The 21,447-nt window shown below is 33.6% G+C and carries 16 protein-coding genes and 3 pseudogenes; 4 read left to right on the top strand and 15 right to left on the bottom strand.

The window, feature by feature from the left end; all coding sequences use genetic code 11:
* Positions 1 to 18: 18 nt before the first annotated feature.
* From THESIDRAFT1_RS08620 to THESIDRAFT1_RS08600, 5 genes are all read right to left on the bottom strand, one after another.
* Complete coding sequence (locus THESIDRAFT1_RS08620; protein WP_006570139.1) at positions 19 to 1,281, bottom strand: Nramp family divalent metal transporter; 1,263 nt, start codon at positions 1,279 to 1,281, stop codon at positions 19 to 21.
* Positions 1,282 to 1,303: 22 nt separating this feature from the next.
* Positions 1,304 to 2,668: an RtcB family protein gene (locus tag THESIDRAFT1_RS08615; RefSeq protein WP_039929539.1), complete on the bottom strand. Its 1,365-nt coding sequence runs from the start codon at positions 2,666 to 2,668 to the stop codon at positions 1,304 to 1,306.
* A 678-nt stretch (positions 2,669 to 3,346) separates the two neighbouring features.
* Positions 3,347 to 4,264, bottom strand: coding sequence for an aldo/keto reductase (locus THESIDRAFT1_RS08610; protein WP_006570137.1), 918 nt, complete (start codon positions 4,262 to 4,264; stop codon positions 3,347 to 3,349).
* Between the two features lie 193 nt (positions 4,265 to 4,457).
* Complete coding sequence (gene yfcE / locus THESIDRAFT1_RS08605; protein ID WP_006570136.1) at positions 4,458 to 5,012, bottom strand: phosphodiesterase; 555 nt, start codon at positions 5,010 to 5,012, stop codon at positions 4,458 to 4,460.
* A 423-nt stretch (positions 5,013 to 5,435) separates the two neighbouring features.
* Positions 5,436 to 6,518, bottom strand: coding sequence for an Rpn family recombination-promoting nuclease/putative transposase (locus tag THESIDRAFT1_RS08600; RefSeq protein ID WP_006570135.1), 1,083 nt, complete (start codon positions 6,516 to 6,518; stop codon positions 5,436 to 5,438).
* Between the two features lie 508 nt (positions 6,519 to 7,026).
* On the opposite strand from THESIDRAFT1_RS08600, the gene THESIDRAFT1_RS08595 reads away from it, so the two are divergent.
* The gene (locus THESIDRAFT1_RS08595) at positions 7,027 to 8,037 is read left to right on the top strand and encodes a DUF7309 domain-containing protein (protein ID WP_006570134.1); all 1,011 of its coding nucleotides are present in this window, start codon (positions 7,027 to 7,029) and stop codon (positions 8,035 to 8,037) included.
* A 235-nt stretch (positions 8,038 to 8,272) separates the two neighbouring features.
* On the opposite strand, the gene THESIDRAFT1_RS08590 is transcribed toward THESIDRAFT1_RS08595, so the two are convergent.
* From THESIDRAFT1_RS08590 to THESIDRAFT1_RS08575, 5 genes and pseudogenes are all read right to left on the bottom strand, one after another.
* Entirely contained in the window at positions 8,273 to 8,452 is a 180-nt protein-coding gene (locus THESIDRAFT1_RS08590) for a hypothetical protein (protein ID WP_006570133.1), read from the bottom strand.
* 70 nt (positions 8,453 to 8,522) lie between these two features.
* Positions 8,523 to 9,556: pseudogene (locus THESIDRAFT1_RS08585) on the bottom strand (Rpn family recombination-promoting nuclease/putative transposase).
* Between the two features lie 256 nt (positions 9,557 to 9,812).
* Positions 9,813 to 10,343, bottom strand: coding sequence for a hypothetical protein (locus tag THESIDRAFT1_RS14965; RefSeq protein ID WP_244262620.1), 531 nt, complete (start codon positions 10,341 to 10,343; stop codon positions 9,813 to 9,815).
* Positions 10,340 to 10,732, bottom strand: coding sequence for a nuclease-related domain-containing protein (locus tag THESIDRAFT1_RS14960; RefSeq protein ID WP_244262619.1), 393 nt, complete (start codon positions 10,730 to 10,732; stop codon positions 10,340 to 10,342). The genes THESIDRAFT1_RS14965 and THESIDRAFT1_RS14960 overlap by 4 nt, the downstream gene beginning before the upstream one ends.
* Positions 10,733 to 10,957: 225 nt before the next feature.
* Positions 10,958 to 12,061, bottom strand: coding sequence for a plasmid pRiA4b ORF-3 family protein (locus tag THESIDRAFT1_RS08575; RefSeq protein ID WP_006570130.1), 1,104 nt, complete (start codon positions 12,059 to 12,061; stop codon positions 10,958 to 10,960).
* A 284-nt stretch (positions 12,062 to 12,345) separates the two neighbouring features.
* Between THESIDRAFT1_RS08575 and THESIDRAFT1_RS08570 the strand changes: the two genes are divergently transcribed.
* Entirely contained in the window at positions 12,346 to 12,660 is a 315-nt protein-coding gene (locus tag THESIDRAFT1_RS08570; RefSeq protein ID WP_004397309.1) for a hypothetical protein, read from the top strand.
* Positions 12,661 to 12,992: 332 nt separating this feature from the next.
* On the opposite strand, the gene THESIDRAFT1_RS08565 is transcribed toward THESIDRAFT1_RS08570, so the two are convergent.
* Both THESIDRAFT1_RS08565 and THESIDRAFT1_RS08560 read right to left on the bottom strand, forming a co-directional pair.
* Positions 12,993 to 13,433: a DUF4209 domain-containing protein gene (locus THESIDRAFT1_RS08565; RefSeq protein ID WP_039929293.1), complete on the bottom strand. Its 441-nt coding sequence runs from the start codon at positions 13,431 to 13,433 to the stop codon at positions 12,993 to 12,995.
* Positions 13,434 to 13,622: 189 nt separating this feature from the next.
* Complete coding sequence (locus tag THESIDRAFT1_RS08560) at positions 13,623 to 14,141, bottom strand: hypothetical protein (protein ID WP_039929290.1); 519 nt, start codon at positions 14,139 to 14,141, stop codon at positions 13,623 to 13,625.
* Between the two features lie 153 nt (positions 14,142 to 14,294).
* Between THESIDRAFT1_RS08560 and THESIDRAFT1_RS08555 the strand changes: the two genes are divergently transcribed.
* Positions 14,295 to 15,521, top strand: a complete 1,227-nt coding sequence (locus THESIDRAFT1_RS08555; protein ID WP_006570127.1) for an IS256 family transposase — start codon at positions 14,295 to 14,297, stop codon at positions 15,519 to 15,521.
* A gap of 1,153 nt (positions 15,522 to 16,674) precedes the next feature.
* Here the strand turns inward: THESIDRAFT1_RS08555 and THESIDRAFT1_RS08550 are convergent.
* Entirely contained in the window at positions 16,675 to 17,892 is a 1,218-nt protein-coding gene (locus tag THESIDRAFT1_RS08550) for an IS110 family RNA-guided transposase (protein WP_006570126.1), read from the bottom strand.
* 348 nt (positions 17,893 to 18,240) lie between these two features.
* Here THESIDRAFT1_RS08550 and THESIDRAFT1_RS13270 point away from each other — a divergent pair, with 348 nt between their 5' ends.
* Entirely contained in the window at positions 18,241 to 18,345 is a 105-nt protein-coding gene (locus THESIDRAFT1_RS13270) for a transposase (RefSeq protein WP_244262618.1), read from the top strand.
* A 315-nt stretch (positions 18,346 to 18,660) separates the two neighbouring features.
* On the opposite strand, the pseudogene THESIDRAFT1_RS08545 reads toward THESIDRAFT1_RS13270, so the two are convergent.
* Both THESIDRAFT1_RS08545 and THESIDRAFT1_RS08540 read right to left on the bottom strand, forming a co-directional pair.
* Positions 18,661 to 19,609 (bottom strand): annotated as a pseudogene (locus THESIDRAFT1_RS08545) (SDR family oxidoreductase).
* 34 nt (positions 19,610 to 19,643) lie between these two features.
* Positions 19,644 to 21,289: pseudogene (locus THESIDRAFT1_RS08540) on the bottom strand (polysaccharide biosynthesis protein).
* Positions 21,290 to 21,447: the final 158 nt, after the last annotated feature.

Below are 21,447 nucleotides of genomic sequence, written 5' to 3'. Positions count from 1 at the left end.
TTATAGCATTTATATCAATCACCCAACAAAGCTCATAAGAAGCATCGCATTTAAAACCGTCACTATTATTCCTATAGTCCATAACAATACTTTATAAAGCAATGTATTTGCAAACTTACCCATTATCTTCTTTGAAGAAGTCAAATAAATGAGCAAAAAAATTGTAATGGGAAGCTGTACACTTAAAAACATCTGCGAATAAACCAGTCCTTGAAAGGGGCTTTTTACAAAGAATATTATTAGCACTGCAAAAATATATGTAATTCCTACGCCAACTTTTGTATGTGCATCGTGTATATCATAAGGTTCTCCATATATCCCCGCAAAAATACTTCCACCTGCCATACCTGCTGTTATAGATGAAGAAATTCCTGCAAAAAGAAGAGCCAAAGCAAAAACCACTGCTGATGCATTTCCCAAAAGAGGTTTTAACATCTGCTGTGCCTGATTAAGCTCAGTTACAGTTACATTATTGGTAAAAAAAGCCGATGCTGCAACAATAATCATAGCACTGTTTATTCCCCAACCTATTATCATAGAAAAGATAGTATCAAAATACTCATAATTAAGCTGTTTCACTATGACTTTCTCATCTTCTAAATTCCACTGCCTGCTTTGTATTATCTCCGAGTGCAAAAACAAATTGTGGGGCATAACAACAGCACCAAGCACACTCATAATTATAGGCATAGAACCTGCTGGAAATTCTGGTTTCACCCAGCTTACAGCTGCTTCTGCCCATTTCACATCAACTAGCGAAAGCTCAAATATAAAAGAAATGCCAATAAGAGATACAAAACCTATAATCCACTTTTCCAACTTTTTATAGGAATTTGTATAAAGCATCCATGAAACAAAAACAACAGTAATCAAACTTCCTATCTTTATAGGTATCTTAAAAAGCATTTGAAGAGCTATCGCGGCACCTAAAATTTCTGCCATCGCCGTCAAAATCGCCGCAAAGACAGCTGAAATAAGAAGTAACCTCGAAGTAAAAGGCTTTAAAAACTTAGTTGCAGCTTCAGACATGCAATAACCTGTAACTATGCCCAGATGTGCAGCATTATGTTGAAGTATAATGAGCATGATAGTAGATAAAGTCACCATCCATAAAAGCTTATAACCGTAAGACGACCCTGCAGCAACATTAGAAGCCCAATTTCCCGGGTCAATAAAGCCAACAGTAACCAGTAACCCAGGACCTATGTATTTGATAAAATCTAAAGCCATAAGTTTAGGGCGATGTTTACCTTTAAATAAATTTTTGACTTTTGTAATCATTTGTTCACCTCATTTTAAAATTTTAATCTGCACCTTTTACAACTGCAAGAGGCACAAATCGAGCAACAGGTATAGTAATTTCTCTTTTCTCAAGAACAGACACAACCTCTTCTACATCTTTGTAAGCAAGTGGCGACTCATCAGCGATATCTTTATAAGACCGAACATTGTATACTACATCCCCCATAGCCTTTTCAAATTCCTCTTTACTGATTTTTTTAGCCTTATTTCGTGAAAGCCTTCGTCCTGCTCCGTGATTCACAGAATAAAAGGTCTCTGCCGCTTTTTCTGTGCCAACCACCACATAAGAACCTGTACCCATACTGCCGGGAATAAGAGCAGGATGCCCAGAATTCATATAAACAGAAGGATTTTGAGGATGTCCTGCTGGTAGAGCCCTTGTGGCTCCTTTTCTGTGGACAAGAAGTCTTCTTCCCCCGTGTATTTCCCATTTAGCAATATTGTGAGCAACATCGTACACTAACTGAAATCCCATAGATTCAGAAGATTTTTTTAAAACATCTTCAAAAGCTTTCATTACATCAAACATAATTATCTGTCTATTTGAAAAAGCAAAATTAACCGCTGCCGCCATCGCTTTATAATACGCTTTGCCCTCTTTCGAATCAATAGGAGCCGCAGCAAGTCCCTTTTCAGGAACCTCAATTCCGTATTTTTTCGCCGCTTCCCAAAGGATTTTGGTGTAATCTGTAGCAATCTGATGCCCAAATCCGCGGCTTCCCGTGTGAATCATAACGACAATTTGCCCTTTAAAAAGCCCAAATTGTCTTGCCAATTTTTCATCCAAAATAGAATCAACTCGTTGAATCTCTATGAAGTGATTGCCTCCACCTAAAGTGCCAAGTTGTTCCTCTCCTCTTTCCTGTGCTTCCTTTGATACCGCAGAAAGATCAGCACCTGAAAGCCCACCATTTTCTTCAATATACTCCAGATCTGATTTTTTTCCAAAACCAGCTTTAATAACCGCTTCTACCCCTCTGTGCACTACATCATCAAAAATTACCCGTGTAATACCCTTGTGTTTTCCCTTTTTCCCTATGCCTGTAGGAACATAATACTCGATCCGTTCTATAAGTTTACTTAAAAGCTCTTTATTAAAATACGCTGCTTCAAGGCTAGTTCTTAAAAGCCTTACACCACAATTAATATCATACCCTACCGCTCCAGCTGAAATAACACCTCCCTCATCTATTGCCATAACTCCTCCTATAGGAAGCCCAAACCCTTCGTGAATATCAGGCATACCTATAACAGGTTCCACAACTCCGGGAAGACTAGCAGCATTGACAAGCTGCTTCAAAGACTGGTCTTCATACAAAAGCTCTTTTAACGTATCATTCACATATATTACAGCATCCACTCTCATTTTCCCAAACTTAGGAATGCACCATCGATTAATCCCATCTTTTAGAACTGTATACCCCTGTATAACTTCTACCCCATAGGGAGTCACTCCCTTCTTCTCATTATTTCCCTACAATTAACGAATAGAAACATATCATCTATGTTACAATCTTTCTCAATTGTCCTGCCATTTCCTTTTTAATTTCATTATATCACACTTTAATTCACATTTAAGTATTCACAATAGTCTGGGATACCCGAGGAGAAACAAAAAATCCTCTAAAATATCTAACCAGATTCATTATAAAAAAGGTACTAATTGCTTAGTACCTTTCAGACTATAGACAAACTTTCGTAAAGGAGATATTTTGCATAAGGAGCGACTTGTTACAAAGCGACCCGGCACTCAAGTAAGTACGCTTGTTTTTTTCTATTTTTGCTTTATAAACTTTCTTACTTGAGTGCCGGGAAACTTAGCAAGACCGAGGGTGGAGGCAGGGCCGAAGCCATGGATGGCGGAGGCGGGCACCTTAAGGCATGGATGCCGATTGTGCCCGGTACCCTGCCGGAGCCCGAAGGTCGAGCTTTAGTTTTGTCGCTTTGGAACATCGGAGTGACGATGCAAAATATCTCCTTTGAATATTTTTTAACTTTGTCAACAAACTGAATATTTTCTTTATCACAAAAATAATACTCACCTTTATGGTAATTTATTCCCTACAGCCCTATATAACTCATACCATTCCTCTCTTGTAAGTTCAATCTCTGATGCTTTGCATATATCTTTCAATCGAGCAGGATTTGTCGTACCAACAATAGGTTGTATCTTTGCTGGATGTCTTAAAATCCATGCAATAGGTATAGCAATACTTGGCACACCCTTTTTAGCAGCAATTTCGTCAATTTTGTCATTAAGTTCTTTAAATTTTTCGTTATCTAAAAAAGTGCCTTCAAAAAATCCATATTGGAACGGTGACCACGCCTGTATCGTAATATTCTTTAACCTGCAATACTCCAAAACACTGCCATCTCTATCTATAGACTGATCTACTTTCATATTCACATTAAAACCAGAATCTATCATACCTGTATGCATAATACTAAACTGCAATTGGTTTATGATAAGCTTTTGGTTTAAATACTTACTAAGCAGTTCTATCTGCATCGGATTAAAATTACTTACACCGAAATTTCTAACCTTGCCACTGCTGTGAAGTATTGAAAAAGCCTCTGCAACCTCTTCTGGTTCCATCAAAGTATCAGGACGGTGTAATAACAGAACATCTATGTAGTCAGTTTTGAGCCTTTTTAAGCTTCCATCGACAGATTTTAAAATATGCTCCTTTGAAAAGTCATAATATCCATGTCTTATACCACATTTAGTTTGAATAATTATTTTCTCTCTGATACTTGGCTTCATTTCTATGGCTTCAGCAAAAACTTCTTCAGATTTGCCACCGCCATATATATCAGCATGGTCAAAAAAATTTATGCCTTCCTCCAGAGCCGTATTTATAAGTTCCGCCACTTCCTTTACAGGCTTATCAGCAATCCTCATACAACCCAATGCAATTGCCGAGGCCTTTATTTCCCCATTACCAATATTGATATACCTCATTTAAAACACCTCTTAACTTTTTGCTTTTATTATAACATACAGCAAAAATTTTTCTAACCGTTTTATCACTAAATCCTATCTTATCTCTGGTTACAATATAATCAACTTTTTTCGTCTTACATCATTCCCAAACTTCCGATTAATTATAAGGTAATAAATGTAATTACATTAAAATCATTATATCACTTACATATCATTCCAAAAACAAAATATCTTTTCCGCTTTCCATATCAATTATATGAACACTTCCACTTTCAACTTCAATAAATCCTACCGAATTAATCTTATCTTCCCGTTTGCTGAGAGATGTAGAACCCGGATTAACCACCACACAATTTTCAATCTTTTTTATTAAAGGAATATGCGTGTGCCCAATTATAAAATAATCTAATTTATACTTCTTAATCAACTTATGTATATCTTCATCAGAAATATTGTGACCATGATTAATCATAAATCTCTTCCCCTCAATGAAAGCAAAGACATACGGTGTTTGTATAGGTACATCAAGCATCATTTGGTCAACATAAGCATCACAATTCCCTTCTGCAATCAAAATTGGAACGAGAGAGGCATTTACAGCATCAGCAAGTTTTTTCGGGTCATATCCTTCAGGAATTTGATTACGGGGTCCATGATATAATACATCCCCTGCATGTAAAATAATATCCGAATCATTTAAAAAATTCCACGCTTTTACCCATGATTTATAATCTCCATGAGTATCACTTATAACACCAATTTTCATAGAATATCACCTTCCTGTTTGTCATTAGTTATGTCAGATAAGCCCTAAGCCACCAAAAATTTATTTACTCTGTATTACCATAAGAACCAGTAGTTTCCTATGTAGACCTTTGTTAGCCCTTCTTCTTTCGCTACATTAAAACTTACTACATCTACTTCCTACTGGTGGTTGGCACATCATGCATTTTCTTACATAATATTTCTACATGGCATACTCAAAATCCTTCTTTTTTAATTATGAAATAAAAAAACAAAATCTCTTTCCCTTTTAGAATCTTCTGCTGATTTTCACTTTACTAATTTAGTGTGTAATTACCCCCCACTTTTTAAACACACAAAAAGTGGGGGGTATCTACAGGAATAATCTTGCTTGCAAAGTTATATCAATATATCGACAAAGATAAAGGCACCAACTCATGTACCATTACTTTATAAACCTTTCTAAATCTTCTATTCTCTCTATCTCAAATATATTATCTACTATCGCCATCAGCGTATTCCTATTTGCTCCCTCTATTTTCTTCATATATTCTTCAGGAACATCCCCAAACTTTTTCTTCAATAATTTAATAACCGTTTCTTCAATTCCTTTTTCTATCCCTTTTTCTATCCCTTTTTCTATCCCTTTCTCTATCCCTTTTTCTATTCCTTTTTCCATCCCTTTCTTTATGCCCTTCTTTATTCCCTTCTTTTCACGTTCTTTCATCTCTTGTAATATTGTCTTTTCAAAATTAGATATCATAACCTCCACCTCCTTACTCTCCTCCAATATCCTCTCTATGTCTTCTCTATCTTCTTTCGGCAATCTCCTCATCAGTATCCTTTTTAGCCATGTCTTAAATAACAATAACCTGTCTTCATCTAGTTTCTTTAACGTTTCCGATAACTCTCTTAACCTTTTTATCAACTCTTCAAAATCTATTCTTTGCTCTAACAAAAATACAGAACCAATTAAGTTCTCTAATTCTAATAATTCTTCTTTACTATAATTGTTTATGTCTATCAATATATATCTGAAATCTACTACATATTCTTTGAAAATATCATAAGAATTTAGCATCTCTTTGTAACTTATATTAGCCGTCCATTTACGTTCACCATTATACAATACTATTGGTACAATAACTGGTAATTTAAAATCTTTTTTCCTCGCCTCTTTTTTAGGTATATCTTTTAATATGCTCCTCCATATCTCTACCATATATAAAAGCAATCTATAGGGCATTTGATAGTCAACTGTGGATTGTAGTTCCATCAGTATATAAAATATAACTTCTTTTTCTTTTAATTTTACTCTGTAAACTAAATCAGCTTCTTTATCTGCAAAGTCTTGTAATATATATGATTTGTCAACTTTAACTACATTTGCTTCGTCTATATCGTCTACCCATTCCTGTTTTACAAAACTTTTTAATAACTCTATAAACACTTTTTTACTTGATAACAGAAATTTATATCCTTTGTCATGCTGATTGTGAATAGCTTCCTTTATATTTTTATCATCCATTATATTTTGCTCCTTCTTAATATCATTATATCTCATAAATGATAACTTTTGAATAACAATTTATAATTGTTGCTACTAAATCTCTAAACAATTTTCATTCTGTCTTTATTTTACCATTTTATTTCTCAAAAACCAATATTAATATTAAAAATATTTCATATATCGACAAAAATAAAAACAGGAATAATTCTGTTTGCTAAAATACCTTTAAAGCCTTACAAATACCCATTCTTTTAATCTTTTACTTTTACCATAATAAAACGTTTTGTAAACTTAAACGAAAGTTGAGAACTTCAATCCTTTCTGGTACAATGTATATCAAAGCTATATTCTATTATTCTATTGCATGTACAGTAGATAAAGAATAAAATAAAAGCAAGAAAGGTTCATGAGAGTATAGAAATTTAGCAAGTCACAACTCATTCACGTATTGAAAAAATTAGGGGTTTGAAAAACTTTACAATGAAAAAGGCATAAGAAAATTTTATAAGAAAGGATGTAAATAGTAATGGAAGAAAAAGCGACATTAGAAGAATGGAAAGAATTATATGAGGTAACTTCTAAAATAAAGGAATTAAACCCTTGGAAATATTTTTGGGATGTAGATGTAATAACACTAATCTTACCAGAAAATGATGAACCAGTATATTGCAGTGTAATGGGAAGGGGAGGAGAATTTTACGGTATAGGTTTTTATTTTGGGTTTGATGCTTTAGATAATTTTTACAAAATTATTGAGGCTACCGATATACCACCACAGCAAATTCAGCGATTTCAAGAAGATAATGTAATTATATGCTATTTTGGGGATAGAGAAGAGTTGTTTAAAGAAGAATTGCAAATTGTAAAAGCCCTGGGATTGAAGTTTAGAGGTAGAAATAACTGGATCTATTTTAGATCTTTCAAGAAAGGATATGCTCCTTATATTTTGAATAAAGAAGAAGTATTAAAACAGACAGCAATAATGAGACATTTATTACAAGCACTAAAAAATTATATTGAAGAAGATATTGTAGTTAACTTCGAAGAGGGAGAAACTTTAGTTCATAAATACGATGAGCAAAAAAATGAATGGGTTACTTTAGCAGCACCCCTTTTGTTACCCCAAAGAAAATATTTAATCCCTATATTAAAAGATGAGCTTCTTTTATCAAGAATGGCAAAGCAACCAACTACTTCTGCCGAAATAGAAGTTGATATAGCGTACTTGAATACCATAATTAGAGATAAAGAATATGATAGACCAATTGCAGGGAGAATTTGTATTCTTGCTGATTCTAAATCAGGGATGATAATAGATCAACATATTCTTACTCCAGAAGATGATGAAGTGCAATATATTTTTGATATGGTAATTCCATATATTTTAAATATGGGTAAACCAAAGAAAATATTTGTAAGAGATGAGTATTTATTTCATTTATTAGTTGATTTGTGTGAAAGAACTAAAATTAGTTTATATATAAAGAGAAGACTTGATGCGATTGATTATTTCATAGAAGAATTTGCAAGCTTTTGATAGGGAGCAGGTTTTTATCTGCTCTTACTTATTTTTAATGCCGAATACCAAACCTATATTCTGTTGCATGTATAGTATATGTAGTTCATATTCTCTTACCAATAAACATTAAATTCACCTCATTAACTTATAAATTACTAACCTCTAAAGTTACTAACTTTAGAGTTAGTAATATTATAGCAACAGATTTGTTTTTTCATGTCTACCAAATTGTCTATTATTATTCTGCAAGATATCATGTATTTATCCATTCATCAGCTAATTCATCCATAAGCTTCCACACATCTCCTAACTTCCATTTATTACTTATACTATCAACCTGCTCTTTTCTATGCCAAGTGTTACAATAAGCGTACGTATAAACTCTTCTTGGCAAAAAAGATTTAACAGTTACTGTTGCAAAGCTTACCACCATTAACTCTTCCTTCAAATTCTAATATAGATCTGTTACCAAAAAAATAAAGACACTACTTTTCATAGTACCTTTATTTCAAGAACTTATCTAAATCCTCTATTTTATCTATCTCAAATATATTATCAACAATAGCCATCAATGTTTCTCTGTTTGCACCATCTATTTTCTTTACATATTCTTCAGGAACATTTCCAAATTTCTTCTCTAATAACTTAATAACAGTTACTCCTATTCCCCTCTCCATGCCTTTTTCTATTCCTTTTTCTATCCCTTTTTCAATACCCCTTTTCTCGCGCTCTTTCATCTCTTGCAATATGGTTTTTTCAAGATTTGATATCATTATTTTCACCTCCTTGTTTTCATCTATTATCCTCTCTATATTTTCTCGCTCTTCTTCCGGCAATCTAGCTAGTAATATCTTTTTAAACCATGCTTTAAATAATAATATTTCATCTTTATCCAAGTTGTTTAATATCTCTGATAATTCCTTAAGCCTTTTCATTATTTCTTCAAATTCTACTTTTTGTTCTAATAAAAATACAGAAGCTATTAAGTTTTCTAACTTTAATAATTCTTCTTTTGTATACCTATTTACATCTACTAGTATATATTTGAAATCTACTGCATATTCTCCAAAGGTTTCATAGGAATTTAGTGTTTCTTTGTAGCTTGTTTTTGCTGTCCACTTACGGACTCCGTTGTACAATACTATCGGTACTATAACTGGTAATTTAAAATCTTTCCTTCTTGATTCTTTTTTGGTATGTCTTTTAGTATGCTTCTCCATATCTCTACCATATATAAAAGTAATCTGTAGGGCATTTGATAGTCAACTGTAGATTGTAATTCCATCAATATATAAAATATAACTTCTTTTTCTTTTAATTTTACTCTGTAAACTAAGTCTGCTTCTTTATCTGCAAAGTCTTGTAATACAAATGACTTATCTACTCTAACTACATTTGCCTCGTCTATATCATTTACCCATTCATGTTTTACAAAACTTCTTAATAACTCTATAAACACTCGCTTACTGGATAACAAAAATTTATACCCTTTGTCATGCTGATTGTGAATAGCTTCCTTTACATTTTTATCATCCATGACATTTTGCTCCTTCTTAATATTATTATATCTCATAAATGATAAGTTTTGAATAACAATTTATAATTGCTGTTACTAAGTCTCTAAATAATTTTCATTCTGTATTCATTTTACCATTTTATTTCCTAAAGACCAATACAAATATTAAAAATATTTCGACATATATCGACAAAAATGAAAATGTGTAACACAGCAAAGCCCTGAGGATAATATTAATAACTTAGCTTCACCTAACACCTTTACTATTTTTCAAGCTTTAAGAATAATAAAAAAACCACACATTTTTATCTTTCTTATCCTGCCTTATTTCGCTTATTGTATAATTTTGGTTTTTATACTCCTCTGCAACTTTTTGGGCATCTTCCTTTGTTCCCAAAATCCTTACATACATTTTACCACTTGAAGTTTTCCCTGTTGTAACTTGGTATCTTTTTTCATCCTCTTCTTTCCTTTTACTATGCTTTCTCTTCCATTCTTCATGATCTAACGGTTTAGCATTTTTTACAGCTTCAATAATCAAATTAATATCCTCTTCACATATATTTTCTCCTTTTACTTTTCTAATTTCTCCAACAGCTTCCATTCCGCCAATAACAACAGGCATGCTGCAATCTTTAGCTTTCACCCATTTAGCCCGTTTAAATATTACAATTGGATATATATGATCTTTAACTCTCTCATGTAAATCAGGCAAATTTTCTTCTAACCATTTTTTAAACAATTTAACATGCCTTTCATTTTGATTAGTAGGACTTTGAACTTCAGCCCATTTATTACCTTGTTTCATACGCACTTATCTTTTGTCCCTAAAAAAGCCCCATCCCATGACTTTGTCTCTAATACAAAAATTCCGTTCGTATTTAACACAAGATGGTCAATTTGTATAAATTCGTCAGGTTCTACTTCTAAAACAAGATCATTTATAACAACTGCATTACTTGGAAGCCACAAATGCAATGCCCATCCTACTGAATTTTCACCACTACTTCCCTGTTCTTTTTCAGAAATACGCCTCCATGTATAAGCAACATCCGCAATAGGCTCTAAAAGCCATCCAAAAAAGCCTTCACTAATTTTGTCTAGATGTTTTTGTTTTTCTCTTTCTTCTTTTTCTTTGATTTTCTGATAAAAAAGCTTTTTTATTTCTTTATCCTGCTCTACAAAACGGGCTAACATTTTTCTCCCCCTTACATTCTTCCTTTTGGCAATGTTGCACTATTGAAAAAATTTGGTACTCTCATGCGGATATTTTTAACAAATTTCCTTTCAAATCCTTACTTTCTGTGAAAATATAAATTGCTTTCTTTTGATACTTGAAGTTTATCATTTTCGAGCATTATATTAAAAGTATCACAAGTAAAATAAACATCAACTAGGGGTTTAAGGTCTAAAAAATCAAGACTACACACAATACCATTTAAGCTCATTATTCACTATGGCAATATCAAACTCCCTGTATCCTCTAGCTGCTGCTATTATTCTGACCACGAAGTTTTGGGGAGCCTTTACATTCTCCAGAGCCTTAAGAAAGTTTTCATAAGCAGTTTCTCCATCTATATCCTCAGGAGGGGCATCCCCTTCGCCGTCAAGACAGACGGGATGATTTAGTTCATAATTTTCTGTAACATCTTCTACATCAATATATATTTGCCAGTTAGCTCCAAAATCGTATATATATTTTAATTTCCTGTAATGGGGTATATATTCTGACAACACTATATCCCTTTCAAGTTTTGTCTCTATCTCTGTAGGAACATCAAAAGCTTCTTCATTGCCTACTAATCGCACAACTGGCTTATAATCTCTATTCTTATAAACCTCATCACTATAAATATAGAATTCGTGGAGATGATAATCTCTCCATCCAAAAACTATTTGTAAAGCTTTATGAAATTCACGAAATGTCATATTAAGTGGGATTATCAACTCTCTCCATACATTATGTCGTTCTAACTCAAGCTTTGCTTTCACTTTCACAGCTTTACTGCCAAAAATAGGTTTACCCCAAAATTCCTGCAAATCTTTAAACATCTCCTCACTAGGTCTTATATATCCGCCTCTACCATCCCCTACAAAATATCTATTTGTTTTTCGACTTACAATAGTTTGAAAAATAGATCTGTCCTTCAATAAGTCCTCACCGTAACCTACAACCTCACAAGACTTATTCATTCTTGCTACGGAAAACTTATCCTTTGTTTTAGCGTATATAATACCATTAGCTTTTCTCATATACTCTTCTACAACTTCTTCTTTTATGTGTTCAGCTAAAAAGGTTTTACATATACCTTCTTGTATAATTTCATCCAGCTTTTTAAAATCTTTTGCTTTAAGATTATACAAAACTACAACATATCTGTTTTTGTCATTTACAAGAACCACACTCTTTCTTCGATTCAAAGTTATTAAGTTGGCATGCCAGCAAAATAACGGATCTTCATCAGAGTAAGGTAAAGGATCTATCTTTAACTCATTTAATAATTTTCTGGTACACTGTATTAACATCAACCTCTCCTCCCATACTCTTCTCCCATAAATTAAAGCTAATATAATTTTATCATTCTGCCCTCTAAAAGCCAATATGAATATCAAAAATATTTCGACATATGTTATTAAAAATAAAAATTCTCTCTTTCAATTTCTTCAATACAAAGTAAAACTCGTATTTCATCAAGCGTAATGTTTTACCTACTTTTATCCAGAGAAATTTTTACACAAAAATTTGGACTTGACATATGTGAAACACATATATATTTGAGGCATAATATGTATATAGGGGGATATCTATAATGTGTTTTGGTAAATTAGCAAACATCATAAAAGGTATTTGGAAAAATAAAAATGAGGGCAGTGATAAAATAACACTGAGCCTTTATGGTCTTAATATAAGTGTCGAGAGAAAAACAAATATCAATATTCCACATGAAGTAACAGTAGTAGTCCCAAGAGTTGAGCTTAGAAAAAAGATAAAAGATAATGAGGAAGAGATAGAGATAATAATGAATAGTATAACTGTTGTACACTCTCCACATCATGAATTAGCAGGTCTCCCCTCTTCTCCAGTAATTCCTAAGCAGTATTCCCATAAATGCAACAAAAATTAACATTAAAAATAATTGTTATAGTATATTGACATTAAAAATGTTGCAGCCCCTATAAAAAATGAGCGTATACCGGATATAAGCTATTTGGGTGCATAAATTTTTAACAGCGTTTTTTGCGTTGACCTCTTTTTATAATTTATTTACCAAAATGGCAAAGCTCTTACATCCAAAAAAATACCTAGGGTAAATTCTGCTTCAATATCTTTTTAAGGTATCTCATTTCCATTTTACCATTTATTCCTCAAAAACCAACACAAACATTAAAAATATTTCGCCATATCTCGACAAAAATGAAAAATTGTATAATTTTGCTTCTATATTCCTCCGCAACTTCATCTATCCTTCTCCTCTTTCACTAAAGCTAAACATAATAAAACATGAAAAACTCTGTCAGCAGCCATTTGATTAAAAGTTTCTGTAGGACTTATACCATGACATACATTATTTCGTAAGTTCCATCCCCGAGGATCAGAGAGCAAGACTCTCAGATAAAGACACATATCTTCTCCCAGGACATTGATTATATTTTCATCAGTCAATAAATCATCTAAATTTTTATAATGAAATCCCCCTGAACGAGATGGTTTTAATATAGGTGCTCCTATCTTCTCTGCTAAATTTCTAATTGAAGCTTCAATTTGTGGTATCAAAATATGCAAAGCAACAAGGAAATCATCATCTAAATACGCTTTTATTCCTTTAATAAGAAGGTCTTTTCTTCCATCTTCAAAAATAGGAGATGCAAGCATGTATTTGTCACTTGACAAATACATCCACCGTTCCCCTATGTATTTTCGCATACATAAAAAATTGTATCTCTCGGTAGGAAATCTTTCAACTGAAATACTGAGTATTTTTTAGTTTATCATAAATAATCAGGTTTTGCATTTAATATTATAATTTACAATTTATGTTTTGTTGCCAAAATCTCTTACAAAATTTGCAAAGTTCATTTATTTAGTTTATTTATTTAAGTTTTGGGTTTCGATCCTAGTAACCACACCATTTTTTGACACCATTACATTAAAGTATGAATTTCCCTCATCAGCAAGTTCTAGATAATAACCATCTTTATTCTCTTCTGCTCTAATAACACTCACTTTTCCTTGTGTTTTAAACCACGATTCAACCCTACCCCTAACGTGTTCTACCACATTCTCAAGAGTAACCTCATAAAAAGAACAGTTCGATCTATTTAAAATCATATTAATAATGTCTACTATTGTAGAGATTAAAGAAGCAGCTATAGGAAGCCAGATTTGTAATTCATGGTTTATATCCGAGGCACCCCAGTGCATTATTCTTTCCTGGTACTCTAGAAGGTAAATTCCTCCTTCTTGCATATACTTAGAAAGCGCATTTTTAATTTCTTCTAATACTTCTTTATAATCAATATTATCAAAAGGTAACTCAATGAATGTAATAGCAAGAGCATTTTCGTCAAGATAAGAAGAAACCTCTCTTATAAGTATATACATCAAGTTATACTACTCCTTTCTTAGATTAATTGTTTTATTTTTAAACTTGTAAAAGTTAAGTCTATATAATTGTGTAAAAAGGGGTTGAGCCATTCCCCACCCCTGGTTAGAATAGAAATAGAAACGAACCAAAAAATCTAACTGGAGGGATGAGAAATGGCTCAATATAATATTACCATAGATTCTGAAATTTTGCATTACCTTTTTGTACAAGGGACTAAGGATGAAAAGCTAGCTAAGTTGTTGGAATCTGTACTTAATCAAATTTTAGCAGCTCAGGCTACTGAACAAGTTAAAGCTGAACCTTATGAAAGGATAGAAGAAAGACAGGATTATCGTAATGGTTATTATTCAAGAAGTTTAATTACCAGAGTTGGAACTCTCACCTTAAGAGTTCCAAGACTCCGCAATGGCAAATTTACCACTGACCTTTTTAACCGTTACCAGAGAAGTGAGCAGGCCCTTTTGTTGGCACTAATGGAGATGGTGGTTAATGGAGTATCTACCCGAAAAATCGAAGAAATCACTTATGAACTTTGTGGGACTGAATTTTCAAAATCCACAATTTCCGAGCTTTGTAAAAATCTCGATCCTATTATTACAGCGTGGAATTCAAGACCTTTGAGAGAAAAAAGTTTTCCTTTTGTCATAGTTGATGCAATGGTAATAAGAGTAAGAGAAGAGGGACGTGTTCGTCAACGCAGCGTATTAATTGCTGTAGGAATAAATGAGGACGGCTATAGGGAAGTATTAGGCCTTATGATAGGAGACAGTGAATCAGAAGATAGCTTTTGCGAATTCTTTTCATGGCTGAAGCAGAGAGGGCTCCATGGAGTTGATTTGGTAGTTTCCGATCATCATAGAGGACTTGTACAAGCTATTTGTCGACACTTCCAGGGAGCTACGTGGCAAAGGTGCCAAACACATTTTATGAGAAATATCCTTGATAAGACTCCAAAAGCTTTACAAAAAGAATTACATGCCAAACTAAAAGCCATATTTGGAGCACCAGATCCCAGAACAGCGAGAATGCTATTAAATCAAGTATTAGATGAATATAGAGATAAAGCTCCTAAAGCAATGGAGATTTTAGAAGAAGGGTTTAAAGATGCAATAGCGGTTTTAGAACTTCCTGAGCCTTATCGAAGGAGACTTCGCACTACTAATATGTTAGAGCGTCTAAATGAAGAAATTCGTCGTCGTGAAAGAGTTATAAGAATATTCCCAAGTCGAGAATCTGGCATTCGTCTAATAGGAGCATTGTTAATGGAACAAGATGAAAAATGGGCTTCAGGGAGGAAGTATTTAGATATGACTGAGTATTTCGAGTGGCAAAAAGAAATTTCAAAAAAATCGAAAGATAAGGTTATTTCAATAAAATGACCTTTATCACCACCGTTAGTTTTTGATAACTGCTGGAGCCCCATGGTGTCAAGGACGGGCAAAAGCCCGGCGTAGCGTATCCTTGACACCATGGGGCGGAAGCAGTACAATGAATTGAACGGTGGTGATAAAGAAGGTTCATATTCTAACCAGGGGGATTTTACACAAAAATTTGGACTTGACCCTTGTAAACGCGCATCTTATAAAAATATCAGGGTACAAAAATAAATTCCAAATATTTTGGGAATAATCCAATTAAATATATCTTTCTGCATATATTTCAAAAATCCTGCATTAAAAAACAAAAAATCCTATATATTTTTTGTTTTTGTCGTGTCATTTTTATTTAAGTCTATATTACGCAAAAATAAACAAATCATTTTCGATTTTTTGATGGAAATAAAATAGACAAAAAGAAGTTAAAAACCCCAACTCACAAAACAGGAAATACCTTAATTTAGTACCGTTATGAGAATTCTAAGACTTTATATTTTTTATAATTTCTATAGATTTTGCAAAAACGTTGTACCGGCATGTTAGTTGCAAAATAAAATTCCCCAGAATTGCAACGAAAAATTTCCAGCTTTTTTGCCAAGCAGGATAAGGTTTTAGTAATTGTATTTGAAAATCATGTCAAGGACAAAACCCATAAGGGTGAGCGTTAGCGAATCCTTGATATGATTTTCAAATACAATTATAATGCTGTAAACTGCTGGCAAATTTTCCAGCACTCATTTTGCAAGAGCGGGGAATTTTCATTTGCAAAAAACAACCGGCATTATAATTCGGTATGTACATAAACTTCAGTGAGAGAGCATTTAGATATGATTGAATATCTTAAAATAACAAAAAGTAAAATACAAAACTTTCTTAGCAAAATCACCTTTCTCACCGCCATTAGTCCCTAGGAACTACTAAAAAGATGTTGTGTTAGGAACATAAGAATGGTCAACTGTAGCATATCTTTCAACCGCGACTCGGCACAGCCAAATAAATTGAACAGAGGCAACAAAAAATTAGTTTTCTATCCCGAAAATAGAACACTGCCGAAAAAGACAAAAAAACAATAACTATACAAACCTATAGCATTCCGCTTCAAAAAAATTACTCTATAGGTCTTACGAGGCATTGTATTAAATTGTGTATACAAACCTTACACTGCATTCTCCACGGTGACTTTTAATCCTAATGCCTCTAATTTCTTGATGGACTGTTTCACAATTGCTTCTTTCTTGCGTTCTTCGTAATAGTTTACTCCTAACTCATTATATCTCTCTTTTCGCTTTAATAAATAATACACAATCGTAAGGATACTGTGAGCTACAGCAACTGCAGCGCGATTGGCTCCTCGCCGGGCAGCTATACGGTGATACTGCGCTGATAAATATGTATCTTTCGTGTGAGCAGCAGCTCTTGCGGCTTCTACTAACACAGACCGTAGTTTTTCGTTCCCTTTTCGTGTTCTACCCGATTTTCGTTTCCCTGCACTTTCATTGTTACCTGGAGCTACTCCTGCCCAGGAGCAAAGATGCGCAGCAGAAGGAAATTGGTCCATGTTTGTACCAATTTCAGCTATTATGTGTTCAGCTGTGCGTCTGCCCACTCCTGGAATAGTGTCTAAACGCTCCAGGTCCTCCTCAAAAGGGAGCATTCGCTTCTTTATCTCTTCATCCAATAAGGCTATTTGTTCATCGAGAAAATCTATATGTGCCAGCTGTGTCTTTAACATTAATCTTTGATGTGGCCCTATTAAACCATTTAAAGCTTTCTTTAGTTCTTCTTTCTTATTCTTTAATCGTTTCTGAGCCAATTCGGATAAAATGGCAGGATCTTTTTCTCCATTAATTATAGCTTCAATCATCGCACGTGATGATTTCCCCAGTATATCTGTAGTCACAGAAGCAAGTTTAATATTTGCCCCCTCTAATACTTTTTGCATCCGGTTTATTTCTCTGGCACGTTCTTCTATTAAGCTCCGTCGATATCTTATTAATTCCCGCAATTCCCGCTGCTCTCTTGAAGGAATATAACTGCCCTGCAGTAAACCATGCTGCAATAATCCTGCAATCCACTCCGCATCCTTTACATCCGTTTTTCTTCCCGGTACATTCTTAATATGATTAGCATTTACTACCATTGGATTGAGCCCCTCAATCTCAAGAATATTGTAAATGGGCTTCCAGTAAGAACCTGTACTTTCCATCGCTACATGTGTACAACTTTTACTTTTAATCCAGTCCACCATAGCTAGTATATCTTCAGTCATCGTGGAGAATGTACGTATTTCTTTTTCTTCTGGTGTAATTACGCAAGCTACTACAGTCTTTTTATGAATGTCTAAGCCACAACAGCGTGGATATATAACTTCCATTTGTATCATCCTCCAGCGGCTTTTAGATTTGAAGGGCTGGTGCAACAACCTCTATTCGATTATTCTATCCCGCGTGCTTCCATATTGGAGCAACAGTCTGTGGTGCACCCGGTCGTTGTGGTTCAGTCTGGTTATCGGGCTCAAGGCACCAAAATGGTAACGACCTGCCTTCACCAGCCGCTATACTGATTATATCATCAAAAAAGGACATTTTCATTCTCTGCTGGTGCCGCATTTGTTGCGGCATGGGAGTCTGGTTAGAAAAATTCTTACAAAAAAATTTAGACCTGGTTAAAATCTCGATCCCATTATTGCAGCGTGAAATTCAAGACCTTTAAGAGAAAAACGGTGATAAGAATAAAAGAAGAAGGGCATGTCCTTCAGTACAGTATACTAATCTTTGTAGGGATAAATGAAGATGGTTATAGAGAAATATTAGGCCTTATGACATGAAATAGTGAATCAGAAATGTGAAAATTATAAATTATCCGGATATAGTAATTTTAAATTTCATTAGTAAGCTTTCTTCATAAAAGTTTTAAAATGTTGTTAAATTAAAGAAAAATTTCCATTTTTTGTACAATATCTTTGCATTTCATATCTTTCCATCTCCTTAATTCCTATTTTACCATTCATCCTTTAAGATCCATCGCAAAATATTATAAAAATTCCGTCATTTTTCGACAAAAATAAGTCAAAACACTCTATTATACACTCTATTATGTTACAGGTACGTTTCCCATGCCTAAAATAAAACTACAATAAACCTTATCCTTTTTTCCCTACTGCAACCTCATCCTCTACATATTTCACCCTATAATACTCAATTGTCTCCTTTAATCCCTCTTCCAAACTATATTCTGGTTTCCACCCGAGTACCTCCAAAGCCTTTTTATTATCAAGATAACTATGCACTATATCTCCTTTCCGAGGCTCTGTATAAACGGGTTCTAAAGAGGTATTCATAATTTTATTCATCATTTCCACAAGCTCATTTATACTCGTGGGCTTATTCGTGCTTATATTTACAACCTCATTATCTCCTCTCTCCAATGCCAAAAGATTGGCTTTAACCACATCTTTTACATAAACAAAATCACGCGTTTGGTTTCCATCTCCGAAAATAATAGGTCTTTCTCCTTTAAGCATTTTATCTGTAAAAATAGATATTACTCCACCTTCTCCTTTTGGGTCCTGTCTTATCCCATACACATTTGCATAGCGTAAAATTGTATATTTTAAGCCATACAATTGCCTGTATACCTCAAAGTAATGCTCTGCTGTATGTTTTGATATTCCATAGTAAGATATGGGATTTACTTTATGTTTCTCATCAATAGGAAGATACTCAGGGTTTCCATATACTGCTGCCGATGAAGCATATACAATCTTTTTAACACCACTTTTTCTGCAGCATTCCAGTAAATTTACTGTCCCCAGTACGTTTCCTTTTGCATCAAATACAGAATTATCAATTGATTTTTGAACATCTATTTGAGCTGCTTGATGTATTACATAATCAGGTTTTTCTTTTTCAAATATTTCACATAAGTCTTCATCTATGATGTCTTTTTATAAAAATGGCCTTTTTATTTATAAATTCTTCTTTTCCTGTTGAAAGATTATCCACTATTACGACTTCATATCCATTTTCAATCAGCAAATCTACTACATGTGAACCTATAAAGCCTGCACCACCTGTGACTAAAACTTTCATTATCCGTATCTCCTCACTTATTAAAATTCAAAAACTATTCTATTTCAGTAGCAGCAACTTCTTCCATTAAGAAACGTTGATAATCAGGATTATACTCTGGTACAAGTGACTTTATAAACTCTCTTATTTCATCTTCATCCATATCATCTATCTTATCTTTATATTTTTTCAATGTTAAAATTAAATTCCCATAATCAACAGAAACGGGCTTTTCAATAAAAATTTTCTCATGCTTCGTCGACACGTATTTATCATCACTTATTAATAATTCCTCAAATAATTTCTCTCCTGGCCTTAAACCAATAATCTTAATAGGTATATCTACATCAGGTTCAAAACCCGATAATCGAATTAACGTTCTTGCTAAATCTATAATTTTAACCGGCTCACCCATATCAAGTACAAATATTTCGCCACCCTTTGCCATAGCACCTGCCTGTATAACCAATTGAACAGCTTCTGGTATTGTCATAAAGTATCTTTTTACTTCTTCATGGGTCACCGTAACAGGTCCACCTTCTGCAATCTGCTTTTTAAAAAGAGGTATAACGCTTCCATTGCTTCCTAACACATTTCCAAATCGCACTGCAACAAACTCAGTTTTACTTTTTTATCATATTCTTGAACTATCATCTCACATATGCGCTTAGAAGCTCCCATAACACTTGTAGGATTGACAGCCTTATCTGTCGAAATCATTACAAAGCGATTGACACTATATAAGTCAGAAACTTTTACAAGATTCAATGTACCATATACATTGTTTTTAATAGCTTCATGAGGGCTGTCCTCCATTAATGGAACATGTTTATGAGCAGCTGCATGAAAAACAATATCAGGAGTATACTTACTAAAAATTTTATTCATTTTCTTTTCTTCTCTTATATTCGCTACTAAGCAAACAACATCAAGTTTAGGATATTTTCTTTTCAATTCTTGCTGTACTTCATACATATTGTTTTCGTATATGTCTAGTATAATAAGGCGAGAGGGTGAAAATCGGGCTATTTGTCTGCAAAGTTCAGCCCCAATAGATCCTCCTCCACCTGTAACCATAACTTTTTTACCTTTTATATAACTGCTTATTTCCTCTAAATCAATTTTGACAGGTTCTCTACCTAACAAATCATTTATATCAACATCTCTTATACTACTTATTGATATTGTTCCATCGACTAACTCATAAATAGCTGGCAATGTCTTAACTTTTATGCGCATTTCACTACATTTATCAATAACTTTTTTCAAAACAGTTCTAGGCGCAGAAGGGATAGCAAAAATAACTTCATCAATTTCCTTCTCCGTAATAACTTCCTGAATATCATCAATTTTCCCCACAACAGGCACATCATCAATACTTCTGTGTAATTTAGACACATCATCATCTACTATTGCTACAGGCTTAAGACCTGTTTCTGGATGATTTTTTATCTCCCTTACAAGTATACGCCCAGCATCTCCAGCGCCTACTATTAACACTTTTTTGTATTTTATATTCTTTACTTTAACTTTACTGTTATTTTCCATATAACTTCTATAAGCAATACGACTTCCACCTATTAGCAATGCACTCAAAAACCAGTATAAAGGATAAATAGAACGTGGCAAATGTATTTGTAAAAACAGTAAAACAAAAGCAGCCATAGCGCTGCCAATGGTAGTAAAAATAATCAAATCCATAATATCATGTAAACTTGCATATCTCCAAATTTTATTGTATTGTTTGAAAAAGATAAATGTTACGACAGTCACTGTAACTACTATGTAAAAGGTTTTTTTGTATAAGAGAAAATATTGGTGAGGAATATTATAGTCAAAACGCAAATAAAAAGCTAGAA

Origin of the sequence: Thermoanaerobacter siderophilus SR4, from assembly GCF_000262445.1 — a bacterium.
Lineage (GTDB): Bacteria > Bacillota > Thermoanaerobacteria > Thermoanaerobacterales > Thermoanaerobacteraceae > Thermoanaerobacter > Thermoanaerobacter ethanolicus.
Note: the sequence above shows the minus strand (reverse complement) of the source record. Positions and strands in the feature narration are given on the sequence as shown.